We start from the raw sequence: 21482 nt of genomic DNA on the forward strand, positions 1-21482 counted from the left end.
AGGAGGCGCCGTGTCCCAGTGGAACCTCTCGGTACGCCTGTCCGGCCAAGGGTCCGACCTGGTCACCACGCTGCGCCGCTCCTCCGCCGAAGCCCGCAAGCTCCAGCGCGACATCGCCGCCGCCCGCCGCGAGATCACCCAGCTGCGGCAGGCGGCCCGCAGCCCCATCCGCATCGGCGTCACCATCGACGCCCGCAATCTGCGCCGCGAGGTGCAGCAGGCCGCCCGCGGCGCCGGCGGACAGCGCATCACCATCCCCCTCAGCATCGACGGCCGAGGCCTGCGCCAGCAGGTCCGCACGGCGCTCGCCTCGGCCGGCACCGGCAACCGGCTCCGCATCCCCCTTGCGGTGGACGCCTCCCGCATCCGGCAGGAAGTACGGCGCGCGGTCACCACCGCCGGGGCCGGCAACCGCATCACCATCCCGCTGCACGTCGACAGCGACCGGTTCGCCGCCGCCCTCCAGCGGGCCACCGCCCAGGCATCCGCCGGTCTGGGACGTCTCCAGGAAGCCGCCCAGAACACCTCCCACTCCCTCAACAGCTTGCAGCGCTACACCCGCGAGGCCGGCAACGAACTGCAGGAACTGCGCACCCATGCGCTGGGAGCCGCCGCTGCGCTGCGTGCGGTCAACACGGCTGCCGGCAGCGCCGACGGCCGCCTGAGCACCCTGTCGACACGCTCCCGCACGCTCAGCACCGACCTGGACGGCCTGGACGGGGCCGCCCAGCGCGCCTCGGGCAGCCTCGGCGGCCTGCGCGGAAACCTCGGCAGCCTGGGGGCTGCCGGCAGCAGCTCCAGCCGTTCCGTGCGCGGGCTGCTGGTGCTTCTGGCCGGGCTCGCGACCGCCGCCATACCCGCTGCGGCATCCCTGGTCACCGCCGCCGCGCCCATCGCCGCCACCTTCGGTGCGGCAGGCGCCAGCGCCACGGCGTTCGGCATCGCCCTGGCTGGACAGGTCGGCGCCCTAGGAGACGCCGCCGACGCCCAGACCAAGTACGACGAAGCCGTACGCGACCACGGCGCCACCTCCAAGGAAGCCGCCGAGGCACAGCAAGCGCTCCAGGCGCAGCTGGCCGCGATGCCCGCCCCCACCCGGCAGGCGTCCGCGGCCCTGTCCTCGCTGAAGACGCAGTACCAGGACTGGTCCGACTCCCTGGCCGGCTCCACCATGCCGGTCGCGGTCAAGGGCTTCCAGACGATGAGCGCCGTCATCCCCAAGCTCACCCCTCTGGTAAAAAGTTCGGCCAACGAATTCGACCGGCTGATCACCCTGACGGCGGGCGGCATCAACAGCAGCGCGTTCGACGAGCTGTTCGCCGACTTCGACCGGTTCGCCGCCGGGTCCATGGACGAGGTCGTCGATGGAATCGTGCACCTGCTGCGGGTGCTGTCCGGCGACTCGGTGCCCGGCAGTTCCGCGCTGCGCGAGTTCATGGACTACGCCCGCAGCGCCGGCCCGCAGGTCGCCCAGACGCTCCGCAGCCTGGGCGATGCGTTCATGAACGTTCTGGAAGCTTCCGCGGACATGGGTGTCACGGCCCTGACCGTGGTGAACGCCCTGGCCCAGCTGGTCAGTGCGGTACCTCCGGGTGTGCTGAGTGTTTTCCTGCAACTGGCCCTCGCCTTGAAGGCGGTGCAGCTTGCGGCTGGCGGGTTCGCGGTGGTCAGCGGGCTCGTCGCGGCGTTCGCCGCCCAGCTGGGAGTTGCCCGCACCGCGGCTGCCGGCGCGGCCGGTCCACTGGCGTCGGCCGCCGCCGGGTTCATGGCGCTGTCCCGCGCCGCGAAGGTCGCCGTCATCGGCACTGCTATCGGCGCGATCGTCGTGGCCCTGTCGCAACTGTCCGATATCGGCAAGTCCACGCCGCCCGACGTCGACAAGCTGACCACCTCCCTCGGCAACTTCGCCCGCACGGGCAAGGTCGCGGGCGAGGCGGCGCGCGTCTTCGGCAGTGACCTGTCCGGCCTGTCGGACGCCCTGCGTACCCTGGCCCGCCCCAGCAACGCCGAAGGCGTCCAGCAGTGGCTGACCAAGCTGATCGGTATGGACTCCACCCCCGTCGCCGACGCCAAGGAGAAGATCGACGGGCTGGACAAGGCCCTCGCCAACCTGGTCAAGAACGGCAATCCGCAATTGGCGGAAGCCGCTTTCCAGCGCGCCGCCAAGGCGATGAAGGGCCTGTCGGCCAAGGAGCTCAAAGGCCAGCTGGACGACTACAAGAGCGCGCTGGCCGACGCCGCGTTCGAACAGCAGCTCGCCGCGCAGTCGATGGGCCTGTTCGGGCAGCAGGCCCAGGCCACCAGCGCCAAGCTGGATGCCCAGAAAGCGTCCGCGGACGGACTGCGCCAAGCCATCCAGGCACTGAACGACGCAAACAGGGCCGGGCTCGGCGGCATGATCGGCTTTGAGGCTGCCATCGACGCCGCCGCCGAGGCCGCCAAGAAGAACGCCGGCGCGCTCACCATGACCGGCGGGCAGCTCAACCTCAACAGTGAGAAAGCCCGCACCGCCGCCACAGCCCTGAACGACCTGGCAGCCAAGACCGACGAGGCCGCAGCCAGCGCCCGCCAGTCCGGCGCCTCGTGGGAGACCGTCAACGGCATCTACCAGCGCGGCCGCAACCAGCTCGTCGCCAGCGCCATGCAGATGGGCCTGACCAGCGCCCAAGCCCGGGCTCTGGCTTCGAGCATCCTGACCATCCCGGACAAGAAATCGACCCAGATCGAGATGAAGAAGGAGGACGCGCTCGCCGGACTGAACGCAGTCTCGGCGAAGCTCAAGGAGACGCCGGACGCCAAAAGCATCACCGTCAAGGCGCTCAGCCAGTCAGCGATCGATGCGCTGACGGCGGTCGGTTTCGAGGTACAGCGGCTACCGGACGGCACCGTCAAGGTCAGCGCCCTCACCGACGAAGCCAAGGCCAACCTCGCGGCCCTCATAACGGGGGTCCAGTCCGTACCGGCCGGGAAGAGCGTGACCATCGACGCTCAGGTCGTCGCTGCAGTCCGCGACCTGGAGGCGTTGAAGGCGAAGGTGGCCGGGACGCACGGCAAGACCATCACCATGAACGTGCCGACGGCCGAGGGCCGCCGTCAGCTGGAACTGCTTGGATTCAAAATCCAGAGCACCAAAGGCAAAACCGTCACCGTCGCCGTGCCCACCGGAACCCCCCGGTCGCAGGTGGCCGCCATCCAGGCCGCCATCAACTCCCTGCGCGGCAAGACCGTCACCAACACCGTCCGGACCAACTATGTGCAGGTAGGCAACCCGCAGACGCAGTTCGGCGGCCCTGACCTGTACAAGAACGCCCGCGGCAGCGTGATGGACTTCTACGCCCGCGGCGGCATCCGCCGCGGCCGCGTCCAGCAGTTCGCCGGGGGCGGCTTCGCTTCCGGTGACCGTCCCAACCAGCATGTTGCACAGATCGCCCCGGCTGGGTCGTACCGCGTGTGGGGGGAACGGGAGACGCAGGGCGAGGGTTATGTGCCGTTCCGGCGGTCGGGCCGGCCCCGCTCCCGCGCCATCACCGAGGAGATCGTGCGGCGCCTGGGCGGTGACCCAAGCTCCGTGCAGTGGAACGCCAGCGGCGGCGTCACCCGGTTCGCGGGCGGCGGCATGGACTTCTCGTACTCGGCTTCCAGCTCCGGCCCGTACAGCCTCTCCAGCCTCATCAGCGGCTCGCAGGACAAGAACGGAAAGTTCTCCCTGAGCACCTTCGCGAAGAAGCTCCAGGCGTCCGACGCGGCCTTGGCCACCTGGCGCAAGAATCTTGCGGCCGTCGCCTCCCGGGCCGGGCAGGACGTCGCCGACGCCCTGGAGGACATGGGCGAGGACGGCATCGAGCTGACGAAGAAGATGGCCACCGGCTCCTCCTCCTACATCAACTCGATGGCGAAGGACCTGCGCAACCTCGCCAACGCGGCCAAGGCGTCGCTCGGCGAGTACACATCGAAGATGAAGCAGGCCGTGAAGAACCAGAACACTTTCCAGGCGGACCTGGCCAAGCTGGCGGCCATGGGCTTCGGCGACCTCGCCGGGCGCCTCGCCAAGCAGAACGACCAGGCCGCCGCCGACCTCGCCTCGCAGGCCGCGCGGGACCGAAACAAGGCCGCGGCCGCGAACCAGGCCGCGAAGAGCGCCAACAGCACCCTGGACAGCGAGCAGGTCACGCAGCTGGTGCAGATCATCGCTGCGATCAGCAAGTCCACCACCGGCATCCACGACGTGGCCGCGGCCACCGGGCTGGGGGAGGACGACATCGTCGCCGTCGCCACCAAGGCGCGCGCACAGATCTCCTCCAGCCTCGGCAGCCGCGCTGGGCGCTTCCTGTCCGACCTGGGCAAGGCGCAGAAGGGACTGGCCTACGCGAACGGCGGCATCCGCCCCGGCATCTACGGCACCCGCGCCGGTGCGGTGACTTTCGCCGAGCCGGCCACCGGGGGAGAGGCGTACATCCCCCTCGGCGCCAACAAACGGGCCAGCGCCACCCGGGTCCTCGGGGATGTCGCCGGGCGCTTCGGACTCGGCCTGCAGGACGCCGGCTCCCGTGTCGTCGTCATCCGCGAGCAGGGCCCGCTGGTCGGCAGCCAGAACTTCCAGATCTCCAGCGGCGGCAACGCGACTGACACCGCGCGGCAGGTCGAATCCCGCACCGCCTACCAGCTGCGGCGCCTGGCCCGAGGAGGCGCACGGTGACCACCCCCATCGAACTCGAGGACGGCCAGCACCAGCTCGGCCCGGTCCTCATCGGCAAGGGCACCGCGGTCACGATCGCCGCGATCGAGGGCCTGGGCCAGCCCCCGCTGCGCACCGCCGACGTGGAGCTGGCGGGGGAGGACGGACTGTGGCTCGGCGCCGACTACTACTCCGGCCGCACCCTGCGCCTGGACGCCGCCATCAAGATCCCCGGCAAGCCGCAGGGCGTGCTGGACAAGCTCGCCGAGCTCCAGAATGCCGCCGACACCCCGGCCGTACGGGGCTTCGGCGGCTCCACCATGGACCTCCGCCTGAAAATGCCCGGCCGCCAAGCGCGCGTCGTCCGCGGCCGGCTCCGCAAGCTCGAAGCGGACTTGACCGCCTACCGGCACGGCTGGGTCCCCCTCGATGTCGAGTTCCAGGCCAGCGACCACCTCTTCTACGCGGACACGTCCGACACCACGTCCATTCCGCTGGGCCTGCTCACCACCGGCGGCCTGACGTTTCCGCTGGAATTCCCGGTCATCATCAACGGTGACCCGGCGGCCGTCGGCCGGCCCGGTTTCCTGACCGTGGGCGGCACCGCGTCCACGTGGCCGGTGCTGCGCATCGCCGGGCCGTGCGCCAACCCCACCGTCACGCACGTCGGCTCCGGGCTGTCGCTGACCGTGCAGACCACGCTGGCGTCGTCCTCGGAGTGGGTGGAGATCGACACTCGGCCCGGGTGGCGCACGGTGCTGCGCGAGAACGGCGGCGGCGCGCCCCTGACACCGCAGTCCCGCATCGACTTGTTCCGGCTCACCCCCGGTATGAACGAGATCCGCTGGACCGCCACCGACAACACCCTCACCAGTTCCCTGGCCGTCACGTGGTGGCCCGCATGGAAGGCGCTCTGAGATGGCCCTCAATCCCGTACCGATCGCGACGACCGGCGCGACGCACACTGCCCAGCAGTTCCGCATGATGGTCAAGGACCTGGCGCGGGACCAGCAGGGTGTCACCACCGGTAGCGACCTGAAAGTCACCGCGCTGTCCACGCCCGGGGCCGGGGTCCAGGTTTCCGACGGGTCTGCCGTCATCGCCGGGAAGGTGTCACCGGTCCAGGGCCACTACAGCGCCTACAACATCGGCACCGACACCGTCAGCATCTCCGCGACCGGCGGCTCACCCCGCTCCGACATGCTTGTACTGCGCGTCGAGGACCCCCAGTACGAGGGCACGCGGGATCCGGCGACCGACCCGGTCGTGTTCTGGGAGGTCATCCCCAACGTCAGCTCGACCGCCACGACGGTGCCGTCCGGCTACTCGGCGATCCCCCTGGCCCGCATTGACATTCCCGCGTCCACCGCGACCATCACTAATGCCTACATCGTGGACCTGCGGCAGGTCGCCAACCCCCGTCGCGAGCGGATCCTGACCCCGTACTACTACCCCACTGCCCTGACCGAGATCACGGGCACCAGCGAGACGTGGAAGACCCACCCCGCCCTCGCCTCGGCATCCCCGCCCGGCGCCATGTTCAAGCTGGCCGTGCCGTCCTGGGCGGCCACTGCCAAGGTCATATTCGGCTGCACCAACCTGCACCTCGCGGACGGATACGTGTTCGGCGGTTTCCGGTTCATGCTCGGCACCGTCGAAGCCGCCGAGTGGGTGTCCATCGACGATAACTCCGCCGGAGCGCGCCGTACGTACATTGAGATGATCGAGACGATCGACCTGACCACCACGGCCGGGGCGGCGATGCGCGGCACCACCCAGTCCGTGTACTCACGGATGCGGACCCGCTCCACCAACGCCGGAAAGATCGGCGTGGACGGTGCCACGACATTCAAGCTGGACGTAGAGTTCCTCGAGGGCCGCCTGTAGTGGCCGGCCGCTGGCGCTACTGGGTACAGCACGTCCTCACCGGGCAGATGCTGATCCCCGCCCTGCCCCTGACCGACGTGGAATTCGGGCGGGAACTGAACGGGCCCGGGCACCTGTCCGGCACGCTGTCGCCCAAGTTTCTGCAGGCCAGCGGACAGAGCCTCGAACCGCACAAGGCACTGATCTACGCCGAGGCGGACGGCTTCCTGCGCTGGGGCGGCCTGGTGTGGTCGGTTGAGCCGGAAGACCGGGAGCTGCGCATCGAGGCGGCCGGCTGGTCCTCCTACCTGACCCGCCGCTACGACCACCACGGCGAGCTGCGCGGCCGCGGACCGTACGCGAACACCGACCCGTGCAAAATCATCCGGGACGTGTGGGCGTACGCGCAGGAGCAGCCCGACGGCAACCTCGGCGTCGTCGTCGATTCGACCACCAGCTCGGCGAAAGCCGGCACGACCGCGGAGCCGTGGCACTCGTACTGGTATGAGACCCCCAACCTCGGTGACCACGTCGACAACCTCGTTAAGGAAGACGGCGCCCCCCAGTACACCTGCGCGTCTGAGTACCAGTCCAACGGCACTGTGAAGAAGCGGATCCTGCTCGGCTACCCGCGGCTCGGCGCCCGCCGCACCGAAATCAGCTTCCGGACCGGCGTGAACATCGTCAGCGCCCCGCCGGTCGAGTACGCCGGCGACGACTACGCCAACACGGTCATCGCCACCGGCTCCGGTGAGGGCACCGCCCGCCGCTTCGCCGTCGACTCCGTCCGCGACGGCGGCCTGCGCATGGAAGCCGTCCTGGCCCTGCCCGACGTGAACGGCACCGATGTCCTGGGCCGCCGTGCCGCCGCCGAGCGAAAGCGCCGGATGCTGTGGGGCGAGGTCACCTCCATCGAGGTCCGCGACCACCCCAACGCCCCGCTCGGCTCCTGGCAGATCGGCGACGACGTGATGGTCGTCGTGCACAACGACTGGGCCTCTTGGAGCGGCTGGTCCCGCATCACCGCCGACACCTACCGGCCCGGCGACGAGGGGGGAGAGGACCGCGCCACCCTCACCCTGGCTCGCGCCGACTCCTTCCACTACGGCTCCCCGGAGGCCTGACATGACCGACCGGTCCATCGCCCGCGAGCTCGACCGGCTACGCCGGCAAATCGACGCGATCGAAAGGGGACAGCGCGTCGCCCACGGCGCCTCCATCGAGAATGCGTCCCTGGTGGTCCGCGACGACAGCGGGAGCCTGCGGGCCATCTACGGGCAGCAGGCGGACGGCACCAGCGGCATCCAGGTCGTCAACGGACCCCCGCCTCCGGCACCGTCCGCACCGGTCGTGGCATCCGTCCTGGGAGGCGTTACCGTCTCCTGGGACGGCGGTTTCGCCGACGGGGCGGTCATCCCGCTGGACTGGTCCCGCATCGAAGTCCACGCGTCCACCAGCGCCGGATTCGAGCCGACCGCGGCAACGCTACAGTCCACGATCGAGACGGCGCAGGGCGCCACCGTGGTCGTGGTGACGGACGACCCGGTGTACGTACGACTCCTCGCACGGAACACGTCCGGCGCCGCCTCACCCTCCTCCGCCGAGGCCGGACCGTACGGGCCGGCGCCCGTCGTCGCCACCGACATCCTCGACGGCATCGTCACCGAGGTGAAGCTCGCCAACGATGCCGTCACCGCAGCGAAAATCGCAGCGGCAGCGGTGGGCACCACCGAGATCAGCGACGACGCCGTCACCACCGCGAAGATCGTGGCCGGGGCCGTTCTCGCGGGCCAGATAGCCGCCGGCGCCGTACTCACCGACAAGCTAGCCGCCGAGGCCGTCACCGCAGCCAAGATCGCGGCCCTAGCGATCACCACGGACAAGCTGGACGCCAACGCAGTGACGGCCGGCAAGCTCGCTGTGGGAAGCGTGGACGCTACCGCCATCGCCGCTGACGCCATCACCGGTAAGACGATCACGGGCGGGACCATCAACGGCACCACGATCAACGGCGCGACCGTCACGGGCGGCGTGCTACAGACCAGCACGTCCGGTGCCCGGGTCGTCGTCACCCCTACCCCACCGGCAGGCATCGCCCTGCGTCCATCCGTCCTGCTGTACTCCGGCGTCAGCGGCGAAACCATCCCTGCCATCCTCAACTCCGGGCCACACTTCGCCGACTCCACCCAGGCCATGACAGCGCTCGGGTCCCCCGTCACCGGCCAGGACAGCGGTGGTAACCCGACACAGGCAGTGATGTTCCTGGGCGGATCCAAGGCCGGCTCCTACCCCGGACGCGTCCATCTCTACTCGAACACCCCCACAACCAGCGAACTCGGCTACACCCTGTACGACGCCCGCTCCGCGACCACCAGTGCCGGAGCTTCGTCCATCTCCTTGTCGGCCAAGGACGGCAGCGCCGCACCTGCTCTGTCAGCCATCTACGTGACCGGCACGTACATCAATGTCGACGCCAACGGCGCCATCGCCACCTTCACTAACACCGGCTTGACCATCCCCGGCACGGTCACCGCCCGGAACACGCCCACCATCATCACCAAGACCGGCAGCACCGACCGGACGAGCACCACCACTCGGACCGCCGACCCGGACCTGACCATCTCCCTCGCGGCGAGCGCCACGTACACGGTCGAATTCAACTTGCTCCTCGGCGGAAGCCAGTTCGCGCTGGTCGTCACGGAGTGGCTGGTACCCAGCGGCGCCACCGGCCTCAAAGGAGTCATGGGACCCGCGTCGTCGGCTACCAACACCACTGCGGGGAACATCAACGCCGACGGAATTCTGATGCGCAGCGGCGCGCACGGCTTCGGCACCGCCGTCACCTACGGCCGCCGCGACATCAACACGAACTTGGTCTTCGCCCAGGAGATCGGCACGGTCACCACCACTAGTGCCGGCACCTTGTCCCTCGCGTGGGCCCAGTCCACCTCCTCGACGACCTTCAACCGCGTGGGCGCCGGCTCCTGGATGCGCGTCACCCGCATCGCCTGACCGACCAGGGGCAATGCCGCCCCACACCCGCCCTACTCTGATCACAGACGCCCCTTCCGCCACCACGAAGGGACGTACACAGCCACATCAGCTCAGGCGCGGGGAGTGCAGGAGCAAGGTCGGTGCCCGACCTCAGCGTGCACGAGTACACCCCAGTCCCCGGGCTCGGACGGCACCAGGTACTCGACCCGCGTAGCCTCGCCTACCGCCGACGCTACGACGGACAGCCGATCCGGCCCACCGCGTGGGAGCCCCGCCTCCCCGTCCTCGACCAGTCCAATCTGCTGACTCAGGGCATCCACACAAAAGCCCTGTTCAGCGAGTCGGATGTCGATTACCTGGACGCGCTCGCGTCGTGCACAGGCAACGCCGCCACCACGCTCCTGTCCACCATTCTGACCAAGGACGCGTGCGCGGCCGCGGGCCTCGACACCGACAACGCTGCCGCCGCCGAGACCTGGGCCATCGGCCTGTACGCCGACGCCACCACCTACGACCAGTGGCACCAGTACACCTGGCCGACACAGGACTGCGGCTCCTCCGGCCTCGGCGTCGCCAAGGCCCTCCGCGGCCGCGGCCTCATCGACCAGTACGGGCACGCCACCACCGCCGAAGAACTCTGCACCCTCCTCCAGACCGGGCCGGTCCTGATGGGCCTGCCCTGGTACGCCGCCTGGGACACCCCGCCCGCCACCGGCCTTCTGGACGACATCCCCGACTGGGACCGCTCGCCGGTCGCCGGCGGCCACGAGGTCGTCATCACCGCCCTCGAAGCCGTGGCCCGCATCGACGGTGACCTCTCCTACGACCACACCGTGCTCCGGGCCCAGAACTCCTGGTCCGCCTCCTGGGGCGATCACGGCAGCTTTCGCCTGTCCCTGGACCTCTACGAGCGCCTCCGCGCCGACATCGACCTCATCCAGCCCCGCTTGGACGGATCCCGCGCATGACGACCTACCACGTCGCGGTCGACCACCTCGACCCCGAGACCAGCGAACTCACCACCACCTACCTGGGCACCGTCGACCAAGAGCATGCCGACGAAGTCCGCGCCATCGCCGACCTCGAGGACACCCCGCGCTTCGTACGGGAACACCCCCGGCAGGCCGGGGCGTTCATGGTGCTGCGCGACGACGGCGACCTGGACGTGTACGTACCGACCGACGCGCCGGCGTTCGAGGTCCGGGAGCCGGACGCGGCACCGCTGTCCGAAGTCCAGCTCGCAGAGGGCGAGCAGTACGTTCCGCTGCCGCGCGGCGCCGCGGGCCCGGCGTACATCTCCGGCGTCGTCCGCTTCGGTGACCAGTCCATCGGCGGCGCCATGGACACCCCCGGCAACCCGCCGCGCGCCGTGTGGCACACCACCGAGTCCCCAGCCGGCGGCGGGTACTTCTCCAGCATCGCTGCCTACCTGATCCGGGTTGGTGCAGAGCCGCAGGTCATTTACGACCCGGTCACCGACCAGCTCGGCCAGCTCGGGCCGCTCACCCAGTCCGGCCGCGCCCTGCGCAACGACGGCTCCCGCCGTACGAACCGCGAGGGCAAGGTGAACATCCAGGTCGAGGTCCTCGGCCGCGCCGCGTCCCCGTGGACCGCCGGGTTCGACCCGGCGAAGAAGCCGAACTTCCGGAAGCTCATCGCGGCAATGAGGGCGCACGGCATCCCCGACGTCTGGCCTGCGGGGAAGCCAGCGGCGACCGCTTCGACGGCCAGGCGGGACCGCGCGACGTGGCAGTCGAAGGGTGGTCACTACGGGCATTCACATGTACCTGGCAATGATCATTGGGATCCGGGCAACATCGACACGGCGAAGGTGCCCGGCGGCGCGTCCAGCGGCGGCGACTCCGACAGCGGGTCCAGCACCGGTACGTACACGGTGCAGAAGGGCGACACGCTCTCCAGCATCGCCACCAAGTTCAAGACCACCGTTGCCACGCTGGTGTCCCTCAACGGGATCAAGGACCCGAACAAGCTGTCCGTCGGGCAGAAGCTGAAGGTGCCCGGCTCCACCCCGGCTCCGTCGTACGAGCCGTTCCCCGGCGCAGCGTTCTTCCACGCCGGCCGCAACAGCCCGGTCATCACCGCAATGGGGCGTCGCCTGGTCGCCGAAGGGTGCGGCCGCTACTCCCAGGGACCCGGGCCTAACTGGACCAACGCAGACAAGGCCAGCTACGCCGCCTTTCAAAGGAAACTCGGCTACTCCGGCTCCGACGCGGATGGCATCCCCGGTAAGAGCAGCTGGGAAAAGCTCCGCGTCCCCAACGTCTGACTCTCACTAACTACTCATCGGAGAATCATCGTGAAGATCCTCGGGCGGGAGCCCGCCCTCATCCTCGGGCTCGTCGCCATCATCGTGAAGGTGGTCTCGGCGTTCCTCATCGAGGTCACCGCGGACCAGCAGGCGTGGATCAACGCCGTCGCCGCGGCCGCCGTCGGCCTGGCGCTCGCCGTCATGACGCACGACGCGATCGGCGCCGCAGTCCTGGGTTTCGTCCAGGCCGTCGTCGCACTCGCCGTCGGCTTCGGGCTCGACTGGTCCGCGGACCAGCAAGCCGTCGTCATGTCTCTCGCCGCGGTCGTGGTCGCCATGTTCGACCGTACGCAGGTCACCGCGCCCGTCGCGGCTTCGGCGGTGAAGACACCCATACGCCCGGTCTCCTGACCGCCATTTGTTAGCCCCCTACGGAGCACCTCATGCCTGATGAGCCGTCTCTGGGAGAGCTGGGACGGCTCATCCAGCTCATGCGCGGTGATTTCCGCGACGACATGGCGCAGCTCAGCATGCGCCTTGACAAGGTCGTTTCCGTTGAGCGGTACGACCCCGAGCAGGCCAGCGTGAAGAAGGACATCGCTGATCTGACCAAGGCAGTGGAGGGCCTGGCCGCGCAGCGGGAGAAAGACGCGGAGCGTGTCACGCAAACCCGCCGCTGGATGATTGCGTCGGTCATCGTCCCGCTGATCGGCATAGTGCTGCCTCTGATGGTGATGCTGCGAGGAGCTGGAGCGTGAGTAGGGCACAGGCAGGGAAGCAACGCCGGCGCGGTGACTACCTGGCGGCGGCCGGGGCGATCGTCGCCGCGGTGGCGCTGGCCGCCATCGTGACGGGATTCCTCGTTATGTCCCGTCAGCTGACGGCGGCGAACGAAGCCCGGGATCAGTTGGCGGCGCAGGTACAGGCGTTGGGTGCTACGCCGGTGGCGGGTCCGCCGGGGTCCAGGGGCGGGCCGGGGGACGTAGGTCCGTCAGGACGGCCGGGACAGCCGGGACAGCCGGGGCGGCCGGGCAAGAACGGATCCGATGGGGTTGACGGTGGTGCGGGTCGGCCTGGGGACGACGGCGCGGACGGGTCGCGCGGGAAGGACGGGAAGGACGGGGCTCCAGGTCCTGCGGGATCACCGGGCCCGGCGGGAGGGGATGGGGCCGACGGCAGTAGCGGTGCCGACGGCCAGCCCGGACCGGCTGGCCCAGCAGGGCCGGCCGGAGAGCGCGGCCCGGCGGGGCCCGCGTGCCCGGACGGCTATTCGTTGCAGCCTGCTCGGGATGATCCGGATGCATTGGTGTGTCGACGTGACGGGGCGCCAAGTCCGGACCCGTCACCGACTCCGGATGCGGTAGCCGGTCTGACGCCGGAACGGAGGCGGTCCTGATCCTGTGTCGTATAGGGATGTTGAATAAATAACGCGATCTTGCTTAGACTCCGCTTATCCAGCCATGCCTGCCCTTGATCTGGTCGTTTCCCGTTTCCCTGGCTCTTTGGCTGATGCCCGGGCATCCTGTTGACGGACCGTCCGGTCGGGCACCGCGAAGGCTCTGGCGGCGTTGCCGAAGCGCTGATGGGGCAGGTACGGACTGCCGGGAGCCGCAGGGTTCCAGGACTGGCGGTGGTCCCTGCACAAGGGGCGGTTTCGCGCACGATGGCTCTCAGCGAAGAAACGGTGGCTGCCTCCGTTTCATGCAAGGTAACGCCGTCATTTCGCTGAGGCAGCAGCGATGCCCTCGCTCCGGGTAATGTCCCTACACACGGCCGAACGAGCGCCCCTCGATGGGAGAACCGGATGAGTCACCGGATCGACAACGCCGGCATCGGTACGGCCTGGCTCGCGGGCCTGTGCTGGCTCATCGTCATCGGTTCCGCGGTTGCTTGGGCCGCCGGCGAGTCCGGCGCGGTGAACGCGCTGATCGGTGCGGCCGCTCCTGCGGTCTTCCTGACGTTCGCTGCCGTTGGACTGCTGCGGCAGGATCGCTCTGACGCACACGCATAACACACGTTATGCGTAACGGGTAAGATCGGATCAGCAAGAGCAGTCGATGGTCCGGACACCCGAAAGAGGATGCGATGCCCGCCTTCAAACGGCTCACCCGCGACGACCTCGACACGCTGACCCGCGCCGAACTACAGGACCGGATCGAGGCCGAGAGCGCCTACTGGGACCGGAAGTGCCGACGCGGGCTGAGCGAACAAGACGCCGCCGCCCACCGTGAGTTCGGCGTCATCCTGCACGCCGCATTGGACCCCGGAGCGGCGATCGACCACGCTCTCCAGTACGTCGAAGGACGAGGAGACAACGGCTACTGGGATCAGAAGCCGGGGCAGCCACAGTGACTGCGGACGCCATCACCGCAAGACCCCGCGCCGAGCTGGCCCGCCCCGGCTCCGCCGACGAAGCCCTGTTCTGGCTGCGCGACACCCTAGGCACCGTCGCCCCCCGCGACCCGGTCACCCGGCGCCTCGGCGAACGCCGCTACCGCCTGGAGATACTGGCCGAACTCTGCGACCGCGAGACCTTCCTCCTGGTCACCTCCTGGCTCGGCTCCGAAGCCGTCCCCGCCGTCAAGTCCAAACAGGACTACGCCGACGACCTGCGCCTGTGGGCCGGTGCCGCACGGGAGTTGGGCGGCCACGAACGCTTCTTCGTCGGCGCCATCACCCCCGGCATCATCGAGACCTGGACCAAAGTGCAGAAGGCGCAGGGCAAGGCGGCGCGCACCATCAACCGCCGGCTGTCCGTCCTGACGGCGCTCACCGAGTATGCCAAGTGGAAGACCAAGGACAGCGACCTCACCTCCCCGGTCACCAAGCACGACCGGGTCAAGGTTGACCCGCACGACGAGACCACCGCCACCCCGATCCTGGAAGTGGACGAGTTTCAGGCCGTCGTCAACGCCGCTGTCACGCCCCGTCAGGCCCTTGTGCCCGTCCTCATCTACACCCTCGCCGGCCGCGTGACCGAGTGCTGCACCGCCCAGTTGCACCATCTGAAGGTCATCAGCGGTGAGCGGAAGCTGGATCTGCGGCGTAAGGGCGACAAGGGCCGTATCTGGACCATCCCCGAGCGCCTTGGCCGCCTCATCGACGTCTGCATCGACGGCCGCAGCGAAGGACCGATCCTCGTCGACGACGAGGGCGGTCCCATGGACCGCCACGCTGTCGACTACCTCCTGACGCGTCTGGGCAAGCTGGCTGGCGTGCTGCCCGGCCGCGATTTGACCCCGCATGTGCTGCGGGCCTCCCGGCTGACTCATATGCACGATGCGGGTCGGCCGGTGGAAGAGATCCAGGAGTACGCCGATCACGCTGCGATCGGGACGACGCTGCGCTACATCCGGCTCCGGGACTCGGCCGTACGCAAGGCCAGGCACGCCGCGGCGGCTGTCGTCGTGTACGACCATCTTGTCGACCGGTTCCTGAGGACATCGGAGGCGCGGTAGTGACGGAACGGCAAGCAGCGGTGATCCGGCGTCTGGAGGCGTTGGTGGAGCGGGTGGCGCCGCGGGACCAGGAGGCGTGGGAGCAGCGTCCGGCGTTGAAGCGGGGCCGGCTGGTGTCCGTCTCGCGCGCCCGGCAGTTGCGGGCCACGGTGCGGCAGCTGGGCCTGGCCGTCGGGCACGAGGGGATGCCGGACGGGTGCGGGCGATCGGTGAAAGCGCTGCTGGCGCCGCAGGCGGTGGACACCTTCCTGGAGCTGGCGGCCGAGGGCGCGTTCCGGGATCCGGGCAAGCCCGCTCTGGCGGGCCGGCCGTTGCCGTGGTCGACGATTGCGATGCTGCGGGACTGCCTGGTGATCCTGGGCGAGGAGGCCGGGGTGGCGGTGGTGGCGCCGCGGGTGTACCGGGAGCGCCTGGACCTGGCGCCGGTGGCAGATGACCGGCAGCTGGCGGCGGTCTACGGCCGGCTGGTGCAGATGCTGGGCGAGGATCCGGTGGATGCGCTGATGGCGCGGTCGTTGGCGTGTGCGGGGCTGGTGCTGGATGCGCGGATGCGGTCGGGGGATCTGGCGTCGCGGCGGGTGGAGCATCTGCATCTGGAGGATGAGGCGGGTGCGTGGGTGGAGGCGGCGTGGACGCCGCAGGGGCTGGGGCGTCCACGGTCGGGGGAGGTGGTGTTGTCAGCGGGTACGGCGGCGGCACTGCGCAGGTGGCTGCCGTACCGGGACAAGCTGGTGGGCGGCCTGGAGGGGTCGGATCACGGGATGCTGTGGGTGACGGTGAAGGCGCGGGGCCGACCGGTGGACGGGGTGTTCCAGACGTATGAGGCGGGGTTGCCGCTGCGGCCGGAGGGGCTGCGGATGGGCTTTGCTACGGGGATGCGCCGGCTGAACGTGGTGCTGGCGAAGCAGTGGCGGGGGCCGGGGCAGTGGGAGGCGTTGCCGTTGCGGATAGAGCAGTGGCGGCGCGGGGTGGAGTGGGCGCAGGAGCGGTAGCCGGTCATGTGCCGGGTATGGGGTCCTGGTCGGCGCCGGTGGGGTAGCGCTGGACGCGGGTGAGCGGGTCGCATTCCGGGCCCATGCCGCGTGTTCTGCTGGTCGCGTCGTGGAGTTCTCTTCGGCAGCGTCGGCAGTAGATGCGGGTGCGCCCTCCCGCGGTGGTGTCGGGGAGGGCGTCCTGCGCGGGCCGGGAGGTCACGGAGTGCTCTTGGCCTCGTCGGCGATGCGGCGGATTTCGGCGAGAAGCCAGTCCACGCCCTCGGAGAAGTCGGCCGACCGGTCGGGATTGGCGGTCTCCGCCCAATCAGCAACGTCGCGGAGTGCGGCGCTTGCGGCATCCTTTTCGACCTCGATAACAAGTTCGTCGAAGGCGTCAGCGTGTTCGTCGGTGGGGTGCTGGATGAAGGCGTTGAGGCGGTCACGGGCGGATGCCATGGGTGCTCCTTGGGGTGGGGGTGGCGGTCTGGTTAGTTGATCGGCTACGCTGGGGCGTATCAGCGGAATCTGTTCTTGAGGCCACCACCCGGTTCGGGGCGGTGGCCTTCATCGTGCACGGGGTTAGCGTGAGAATGTAACGACCATGGCGTCTGGTGACGTCTGCAGAGGGTCGGTTCCCCTGTTGCGGCAGAGAAAGCAGCGGTAGCCGATCTGTCCCTCGGGGGCCATGTACAGGTCTGCGTCGCAGAAGTATCCGCCGCAGCCGTACTCGTCGCCGCCGGGCGTCTCACCGCACAGGGCATCCAGTCCGCGTGAGATCGTCGCCGTGCAGTCGGGCTTGTCGCACATGGCCTCGACGCCGTACCCGGCCTGGATCTTCTCACCGTTGCGGGTGATCTCGTAGAGGGCGTTGCCCATGGTTCCTCCTTGGTAGTTGATCAGGCGGCCAGGTCGGTCTGGCCCCGTACGAGAGGGCGTATGGGGAGGTAGTCGCGGCCGAGTTCGCGGGCGATGAGTTGTGCGGGCGTACGGACGATGATGACGCGTCCGGCGGGGGTGGTTGCCTCGGCGGGCTCCAGGACGTAGCCGCAGCGGTGGAGGGTGTAGCTGACGATGCGGTGGAGGCCGAATCCCCGGGCTTCGGACCGGAGTCGGCACATGGCGCGGATCTCGATGCGACCGGACTTGGTGGTCCGGATGTCTGCGATTTCGATCGTCCGTACGGTCTCGGTGCCGTCGGTGTCGCGGTAGGTGATGGTGACGGCGGTGCGGCGGTCGAGGGCTCGGTACAGGTCGGTGAGGGGTTCGGTGGGTGGTCTGGTGGCGGGTGTGCCGCATCTGGTCCCCCGGGGGGCTTGTTGACGTGACACCACTATCCCAAAGTTCCATTGCTTACACAATGGGCCTGCGCTACATTGGTGGAGCCGGGTAGCCGCCCGGCCCCGCCCCGTCGTACGCAAGCCGCCTTGTGTACGCAATGACAACCCGTGGAGGACACTGGTGGCGACCGCCCGCACGCGCCCGCCGAACCGTCCCCGGTCCGAACGGCGCGCCCCGCCGAAAGGACCCCACCCCGTGGCCCTCAGCCGCAAGGACCAGCAGATCAAGGACCACCTCGCCGCCGCCTCCACCCGGCTGCGCGACATCGGCGAACCGGACCTCGCCGGCGCCGTGTCCTTCGTCCTGTCGCCCGACGGCCTGCCGTGGCTGCGCCGGGTCCGCGCGGACGACGGCCCCACCGAGCGCACACACCTGATCCCCACCATGCCGAGCGCCGAGCGGGACCACTTGCACGCCGCGGCGAAGGAAGCCGGGGACGACCTGAGTCGCCTGGCCACCCAGGGCCTGCGCGAGTTTGTCTCCGGAGCCTTCCGGCCGGCTCCGCTGCCCACTTCCCCGTGGGGGTCGGCTAGCAACGCCACCTCCGTCAACCTGAACCTGTCGGTGGACGCGGACGCCAAGGCCGCGGCCGCCGAGTACGCCCAGCAGGAAGGTGTCGCCGAGCGCCTGGGGTGGAAGCCGCCCCGGCGGCTGCGGCCCGCCAACGTCGCCCGCGCCTACCTCCTGCACACCTTCCCGATGTTCGAGGGATGGCCGCTGGCAGAGATGGCGGAGCACTACCGCACGACCGAGTCCGCGGCTGCGGTCGCCTCGCGGTTCGGGTACCCGGAAGATCTGGTGCTGCTGGCGTTGGAGCGCGAGGGCCTGCGGGTGTACGAGCTGGAAGTTACGGAGGGCGGGCGGGGCCTGTCCGAGGAGGAACGCGCAGAGATCGTTCGGCGGGCCGCCGCGGGGGAGAGCGTCAGGGCTTTGGCGGCGGATTATGGGGTGGCCATCATGGCGGTTCACCGCGTCGTCGCGGACGCCAAGCCGAAGCCTCGCCGCAAGACGCTGTCCGCCCAGCAGCGGGCGGAGATCGCCGCTCGGTACGCAGCCGGCGCGTCCGCCGATTCGCTCGCCGAGAGGTTCGGTGTGCACGTGAACACCATCTACCGGTACGCGAAAAGCACCCCGTAGACCTACCCGGCGGGTTGCGGCTGGACGCCGACACCACCGGGCCCCGTCGAATCACATACAACCCCATACGGAGACCTGTCATGGCGCATGACGTCCAGGCCCCCGCCACCGCGGAGGGCCCCACTCAGCACACCCAAAACCAGGACCACCCCTCCATCTACCAGCTGATGTCGCTGGTCATGAAGGACGTCGGAGCCGTCGGGAAGAACGGCCGCAACACCGCCCAGAATTACGCCTTCCGCGGTGTGGACGACGCTATCGCCGCCCTGGCCCAGCCCCTGCGCGACCACGGCGTCTTCATGACCCCCGAGATCCTGGACTGCATCGCCGAATCCCGCGGCAAGATGAACGCCGTCCGCATGCGCGTCGCCTTCCACTTCTACGGCCCGGCCGGCGACTCGGTCCGCACCGTCACCATGGGCGAAGCCTCCGACGTGGCGGACAAGGCGTCCAACAAGGCGATGTCCGCGGCCCTGAAGTACGCACTGATCCACACCTTCATGATTCCCGTGGACGCGAAGTCCCTGGACGACGGAGACCGCGACCACCCGGTCGGGCACCGCGCGCCAGCGGATGCCTACATGGAGCGGCTGCGCAAGCCTGCGGTGTGGCACAACGTCACGGCACTGTCGGCGATGCACACCGAGGTGAAGGCGGACGGACTGCTGGCAGAGCCGGTGGACGGACCGGACGGGCCGACGACGCTCGGCGATCTCATTGTGTCTCGCGGCACCGAGCTGAAGACAGCAGCCGCAGAGCGGGAGGCCAGGCAAGCGCAGGAGGCGCCACAGGCCGCTGCTCAGGTCGCAGCCGAACACGGCGCGACTCCGACTCCGACCGATACCCACGCCCTACCGCAGCCCGCACGGTCAGGGGCGTCCGAGAGCGACCCGGTCGAAGACGCGGTCCTGGACAAGTTGTTCCTGCAAGCGGTCGGCAACCGCAGCAACCTGGACGTGCTCGCCCAGGTCCGCGGTGAAGCCGTCGCGAAGAACGTCATCAAGCGTGAGGTGCAGGGCCCGCCGCCGGAGCGCGCGTGGATGCCCTTCCACCAGCTGCTGGACGCCCTGGAAGCGGACGCCAAGGCCGCACGCGAAAGGACCGCTGCCTGATGTACCTCGACCACGACCACCTGCCCGCCGCATTGCCCTCGCACTCCCCGCGTACCGGCGGTGACCTGACCGTCATGGACTGGTTCTGCGGCGCCGGCGGTTCCTCTCAGGGCGCCCACGCCGTCCCGGGTCTGACCGTCACCAGAGCTGCGAACCACTGGGCGCGGGCCATCGACAGCCACGAGGCGAACTTCCCGGAGGCCAGCCACTACCGCGGCGACATCCGCAAGGCGCCGGTATGGGCGTGGCCGGTGACCGACATCTTCTGGGCCTCGCCGGAGTGCACGAACTGGTCCGTGGCCAAGGGCAAGCGTCGCGACTTCGACAAGGCGCTCCAAGGTGACCTGCTGGAGCTGTACGCGGAGATCGAGCAGGAGCGGTTCGACACCGGCAAGACCGACGAGGCGGAGGAGGAGTCCCGGGCCTTGATGGAGGAGGTCCCGCTGTATCTGAGGGGCGTCATCGAGCGGGGCGGGCTGGTGAAGGCCGGGGTGGTGGAGAACGTCGTGGACGTGCGGTCCTGGGACCAGTGGGACCGGTGGATCGGTGAGCTGCACAAGATGGGCTACCGCACCCGGGTCATCGCGCTGAACAGCATGCACGCCAACCCCCGCACCCTGCACAAGGCGCCGCAGTCCCGCGACCGGCTGTACGTCGGCTACTGGCACGAGTCGCTGGGACGCACCCCGGATTGGGACAAGTGGCTGCGGCCCCGGGCCTGGTGCGAGCCGTGCGGGACGTTCGTGCAGGCGATCCAGGTGTGGAAGCGGCCGGGCATGGAGATGGGCCGCTACCGGCAGCAGTACGTGTACCGGTGCCCGTCGGTGTCCTGCCGCAACGCGGTGGTGGAGCCGGAGGCCCTGCCCGCGCTGGCCGCGATCGACTGGTCAATCCCCGGCCAGCGCATCGGTGACCGGGCCAAGCCGCTCGCTGCGAAGACGCTGGCGCGCATCGAGGCGGGACTGGAGCGGTTCGCCCGGCCGGTGCCGCTGATGGTCCCGGCCGGCGGGACCTGGCGCACCGACGCTGCCAGCGTCCTGGAGCCGATGGCGACGCGCACCACGCGGGAGAACGACGCCCTGGCCGTCCCTCCGCTGCTGGTGCCGGTGGAAGGTCGGGAGGGCAAGCAGCCGGCCCCGGCGACGATGCCGTTGCGGGCGCAGACCACCCGCAACGAGACGGGGCTGGCGTGGCTGCCGTTCGTGGCCGAACTGCGCGGCGGCGGCTCGGTCGCCCGCTCGGTGTCCGAGGCCCTGGCCACCGTGTGTGCCTCCGGCAACCACCACGGCCTGGTCACCCCAGAACACGTCGCCGAGCACCTGCTGGTGCCGTACTACAGCAGCGGCACACCCCGCCCGGTAACCGCACCGGTGGGGGCGCTGACGACGCGGGACCGCTACGCCCTGGTGCACGGCAAGCCCGCCATCGAGGACGTGCGCTTTCGGATGCTGGAGCCCCACGAGATAGGGCGCGCCATGAGCTTCGCGGACGACTACATCGTCCTTGGTTCGAAGCGGGAGAAGGTCCGCCAGTACGGCAACGCCGTCACCCCGAATGCCGCCGAGGTCTTGCTGTGTGCGCTGGTGGAGGCCATCACCGGCGAGGACATCAGCCGGTACGAGACCCCGGCGCCCGGTGAGCTGACGACGGCCGCCTGAC

20 protein-coding genes are annotated in these 21482 nt (G+C 69.5%); 16 read left to right on the forward strand and 4 right to left on the reverse strand.

Annotated features, from left to right (window positions below; translation table 11 throughout):
• Positions 1–10 precede the first annotated feature (10 nt).
• From ACH4K4_RS35205 to ACH4K4_RS35265, 13 genes are all read left to right on the forward strand, one after another.
• Positions 11–4696, forward strand: coding sequence for a hypothetical protein (locus tag ACH4K4_RS35205; RefSeq protein WP_398173329.1), 4686 nt, complete (start codon positions 11–13; stop codon positions 4694–4696).
• Positions 4693–5592 carry a hypothetical protein gene (locus ACH4K4_RS35210; RefSeq protein ID WP_398173331.1) on the forward strand — a complete coding sequence of 300 codons (900 nt, stop codon included), beginning with the start codon at positions 4693–4695 and terminating at the stop codon, positions 5590–5592. The genes ACH4K4_RS35205 and ACH4K4_RS35210 overlap by 4 nt, the downstream gene beginning before the upstream one ends.
• A gap of 1 nt (position 5593) precedes the next feature.
• A complete protein-coding gene (locus ACH4K4_RS35215) occupies positions 5594–6562 on the forward strand; it encodes a hypothetical protein (RefSeq protein ID WP_398173333.1) in 969 nt (322 codons plus the stop codon).
• On the forward strand, positions 6562–7665 hold the full coding sequence (locus ACH4K4_RS35220; RefSeq protein ID WP_398173335.1) for a hypothetical protein: 1104 nt from the start codon (positions 6562–6564) through the stop codon (positions 7663–7665). Before ACH4K4_RS35215 ends, ACH4K4_RS35220 begins: the two co-directional genes overlap by 1 nt.
• 1 nt (position 7666) lies before the next feature.
• Complete coding sequence (locus tag ACH4K4_RS35225; RefSeq protein ID WP_398173337.1) at positions 7667–9553, forward strand: hypothetical protein; 1887 nt, start codon at positions 7667–7669, stop codon at positions 9551–9553.
• A gap of 122 nt (positions 9554–9675) precedes the next feature.
• Positions 9676–10503, forward strand: coding sequence for a hypothetical protein (locus ACH4K4_RS35230; RefSeq protein ID WP_398173339.1), 828 nt, complete (start codon positions 9676–9678; stop codon positions 10501–10503).
• Between the two features lie 371 nt (positions 10504–10874).
• Entirely contained in the window at positions 10875–11822 is a 948-nt protein-coding gene (locus tag ACH4K4_RS35235; RefSeq protein WP_398173461.1) for a peptidoglycan-binding protein, read from the forward strand.
• A 30-nt stretch (positions 11823–11852) separates the two neighbouring features.
• On the forward strand, positions 11853–12215 hold the full coding sequence (locus ACH4K4_RS35240; protein WP_398173341.1) for a hypothetical protein: 363 nt from the start codon (positions 11853–11855) through the stop codon (positions 12213–12215).
• Positions 12216–12247: 32 nt separating this feature from the next.
• Positions 12248–12562 carry a hypothetical protein gene (locus ACH4K4_RS35245; protein ID WP_398173343.1) on the forward strand — a complete coding sequence of 105 codons (315 nt, stop codon included), beginning with the start codon at positions 12248–12250 and terminating at the stop codon, positions 12560–12562.
• Between the two features lie 1046 nt (positions 12563–13608).
• Complete coding sequence (locus ACH4K4_RS35250; RefSeq protein ID WP_398173345.1) at positions 13609–13815, forward strand: hypothetical protein; 207 nt, start codon at positions 13609–13611, stop codon at positions 13813–13815.
• A gap of 74 nt (positions 13816–13889) precedes the next feature.
• Complete coding sequence (locus tag ACH4K4_RS35255; protein ID WP_398173347.1) at positions 13890–14156, forward strand: hypothetical protein; 267 nt, start codon at positions 13890–13892, stop codon at positions 14154–14156.
• A complete protein-coding gene (locus tag ACH4K4_RS35260; RefSeq protein WP_398173349.1) occupies positions 14153–15262 on the forward strand; it encodes a tyrosine-type recombinase/integrase in 1110 nt (369 codons plus the stop codon). The genes ACH4K4_RS35255 and ACH4K4_RS35260 overlap by 4 nt, the downstream gene beginning before the upstream one ends.
• A complete protein-coding gene (locus tag ACH4K4_RS35265) occupies positions 15262–16254 on the forward strand; it encodes a hypothetical protein (RefSeq protein WP_398173351.1) in 993 nt (330 codons plus the stop codon). Before ACH4K4_RS35260 ends, ACH4K4_RS35265 begins: the two co-directional genes overlap by 1 nt.
• Positions 16255–16258: 4 nt before the next feature.
• Here the strand turns inward: ACH4K4_RS35265 and ACH4K4_RS35270 are convergent, their stop codons facing one another.
• The 4 genes from ACH4K4_RS35270 to ACH4K4_RS35285 all read right to left on the reverse strand — a co-directional run bounded on the left by ACH4K4_RS35270 (position 16259) and on the right by ACH4K4_RS35285 (position 17564).
• Positions 16259–16456 carry a DUF6011 domain-containing protein gene (locus ACH4K4_RS35270; RefSeq protein ID WP_398173353.1) on the reverse strand — a complete coding sequence of 66 codons (198 nt, stop codon included), beginning with the start codon at positions 16454–16456 and terminating at the stop codon, positions 16259–16261.
• Complete coding sequence (locus tag ACH4K4_RS35275; RefSeq protein WP_398173355.1) at positions 16453–16692, reverse strand: hypothetical protein; 240 nt, start codon at positions 16690–16692, stop codon at positions 16453–16455. The genes ACH4K4_RS35270 and ACH4K4_RS35275 overlap by 4 nt, the downstream gene beginning before the upstream one ends.
• Before the next feature lie 123 nt (positions 16693–16815).
• The gene (locus ACH4K4_RS35280) at positions 16816–17112 is read right to left on the reverse strand and encodes a hypothetical protein (protein ID WP_398173357.1); all 297 of its coding nucleotides are present in this window, start codon (positions 17110–17112) and stop codon (positions 16816–16818) included.
• Between the two features lie 20 nt (positions 17113–17132).
• The gene (locus tag ACH4K4_RS35285; RefSeq protein WP_398173359.1) at positions 17133–17564 is read right to left on the reverse strand and encodes a WYL domain-containing protein; all 432 of its coding nucleotides are present in this window, start codon (positions 17562–17564) and stop codon (positions 17133–17135) included.
• A 205-nt stretch (positions 17565–17769) separates the two neighbouring features.
• On the opposite strand from ACH4K4_RS35285, the gene ACH4K4_RS35290 reads away from it, so the two are divergent.
• From ACH4K4_RS35290 to ACH4K4_RS35300, 3 genes are all read left to right on the forward strand, one after another.
• Positions 17770–18711 (forward strand): helix-turn-helix domain-containing protein, encoded by a 942-nt coding sequence (locus ACH4K4_RS35290; RefSeq protein WP_398173361.1) that lies wholly within the window; start codon positions 17770–17772, stop codon positions 18709–18711.
• Positions 18712–18791: 80 nt separating this feature from the next.
• Positions 18792–19823 carry an ERF family protein gene (locus ACH4K4_RS35295; protein ID WP_398173363.1) on the forward strand — a complete coding sequence of 344 codons (1032 nt, stop codon included), beginning with the start codon at positions 18792–18794 and terminating at the stop codon, positions 19821–19823.
• Complete coding sequence (locus tag ACH4K4_RS35300) at positions 19823–21481, forward strand: DNA cytosine methyltransferase (RefSeq protein ID WP_398173365.1); 1659 nt, start codon at positions 19823–19825, stop codon at positions 21479–21481. The genes ACH4K4_RS35295 and ACH4K4_RS35300 overlap by 1 nt, the downstream gene beginning before the upstream one ends.
• Position 21482: the final 1 nt, after the last annotated feature.

This window comes from Streptomyces sp. NPDC017529 (assembly GCF_044329785.1).
GTDB lineage: Bacteria > Actinomycetota > Actinomycetes > Streptomycetales > Streptomycetaceae > Streptomyces.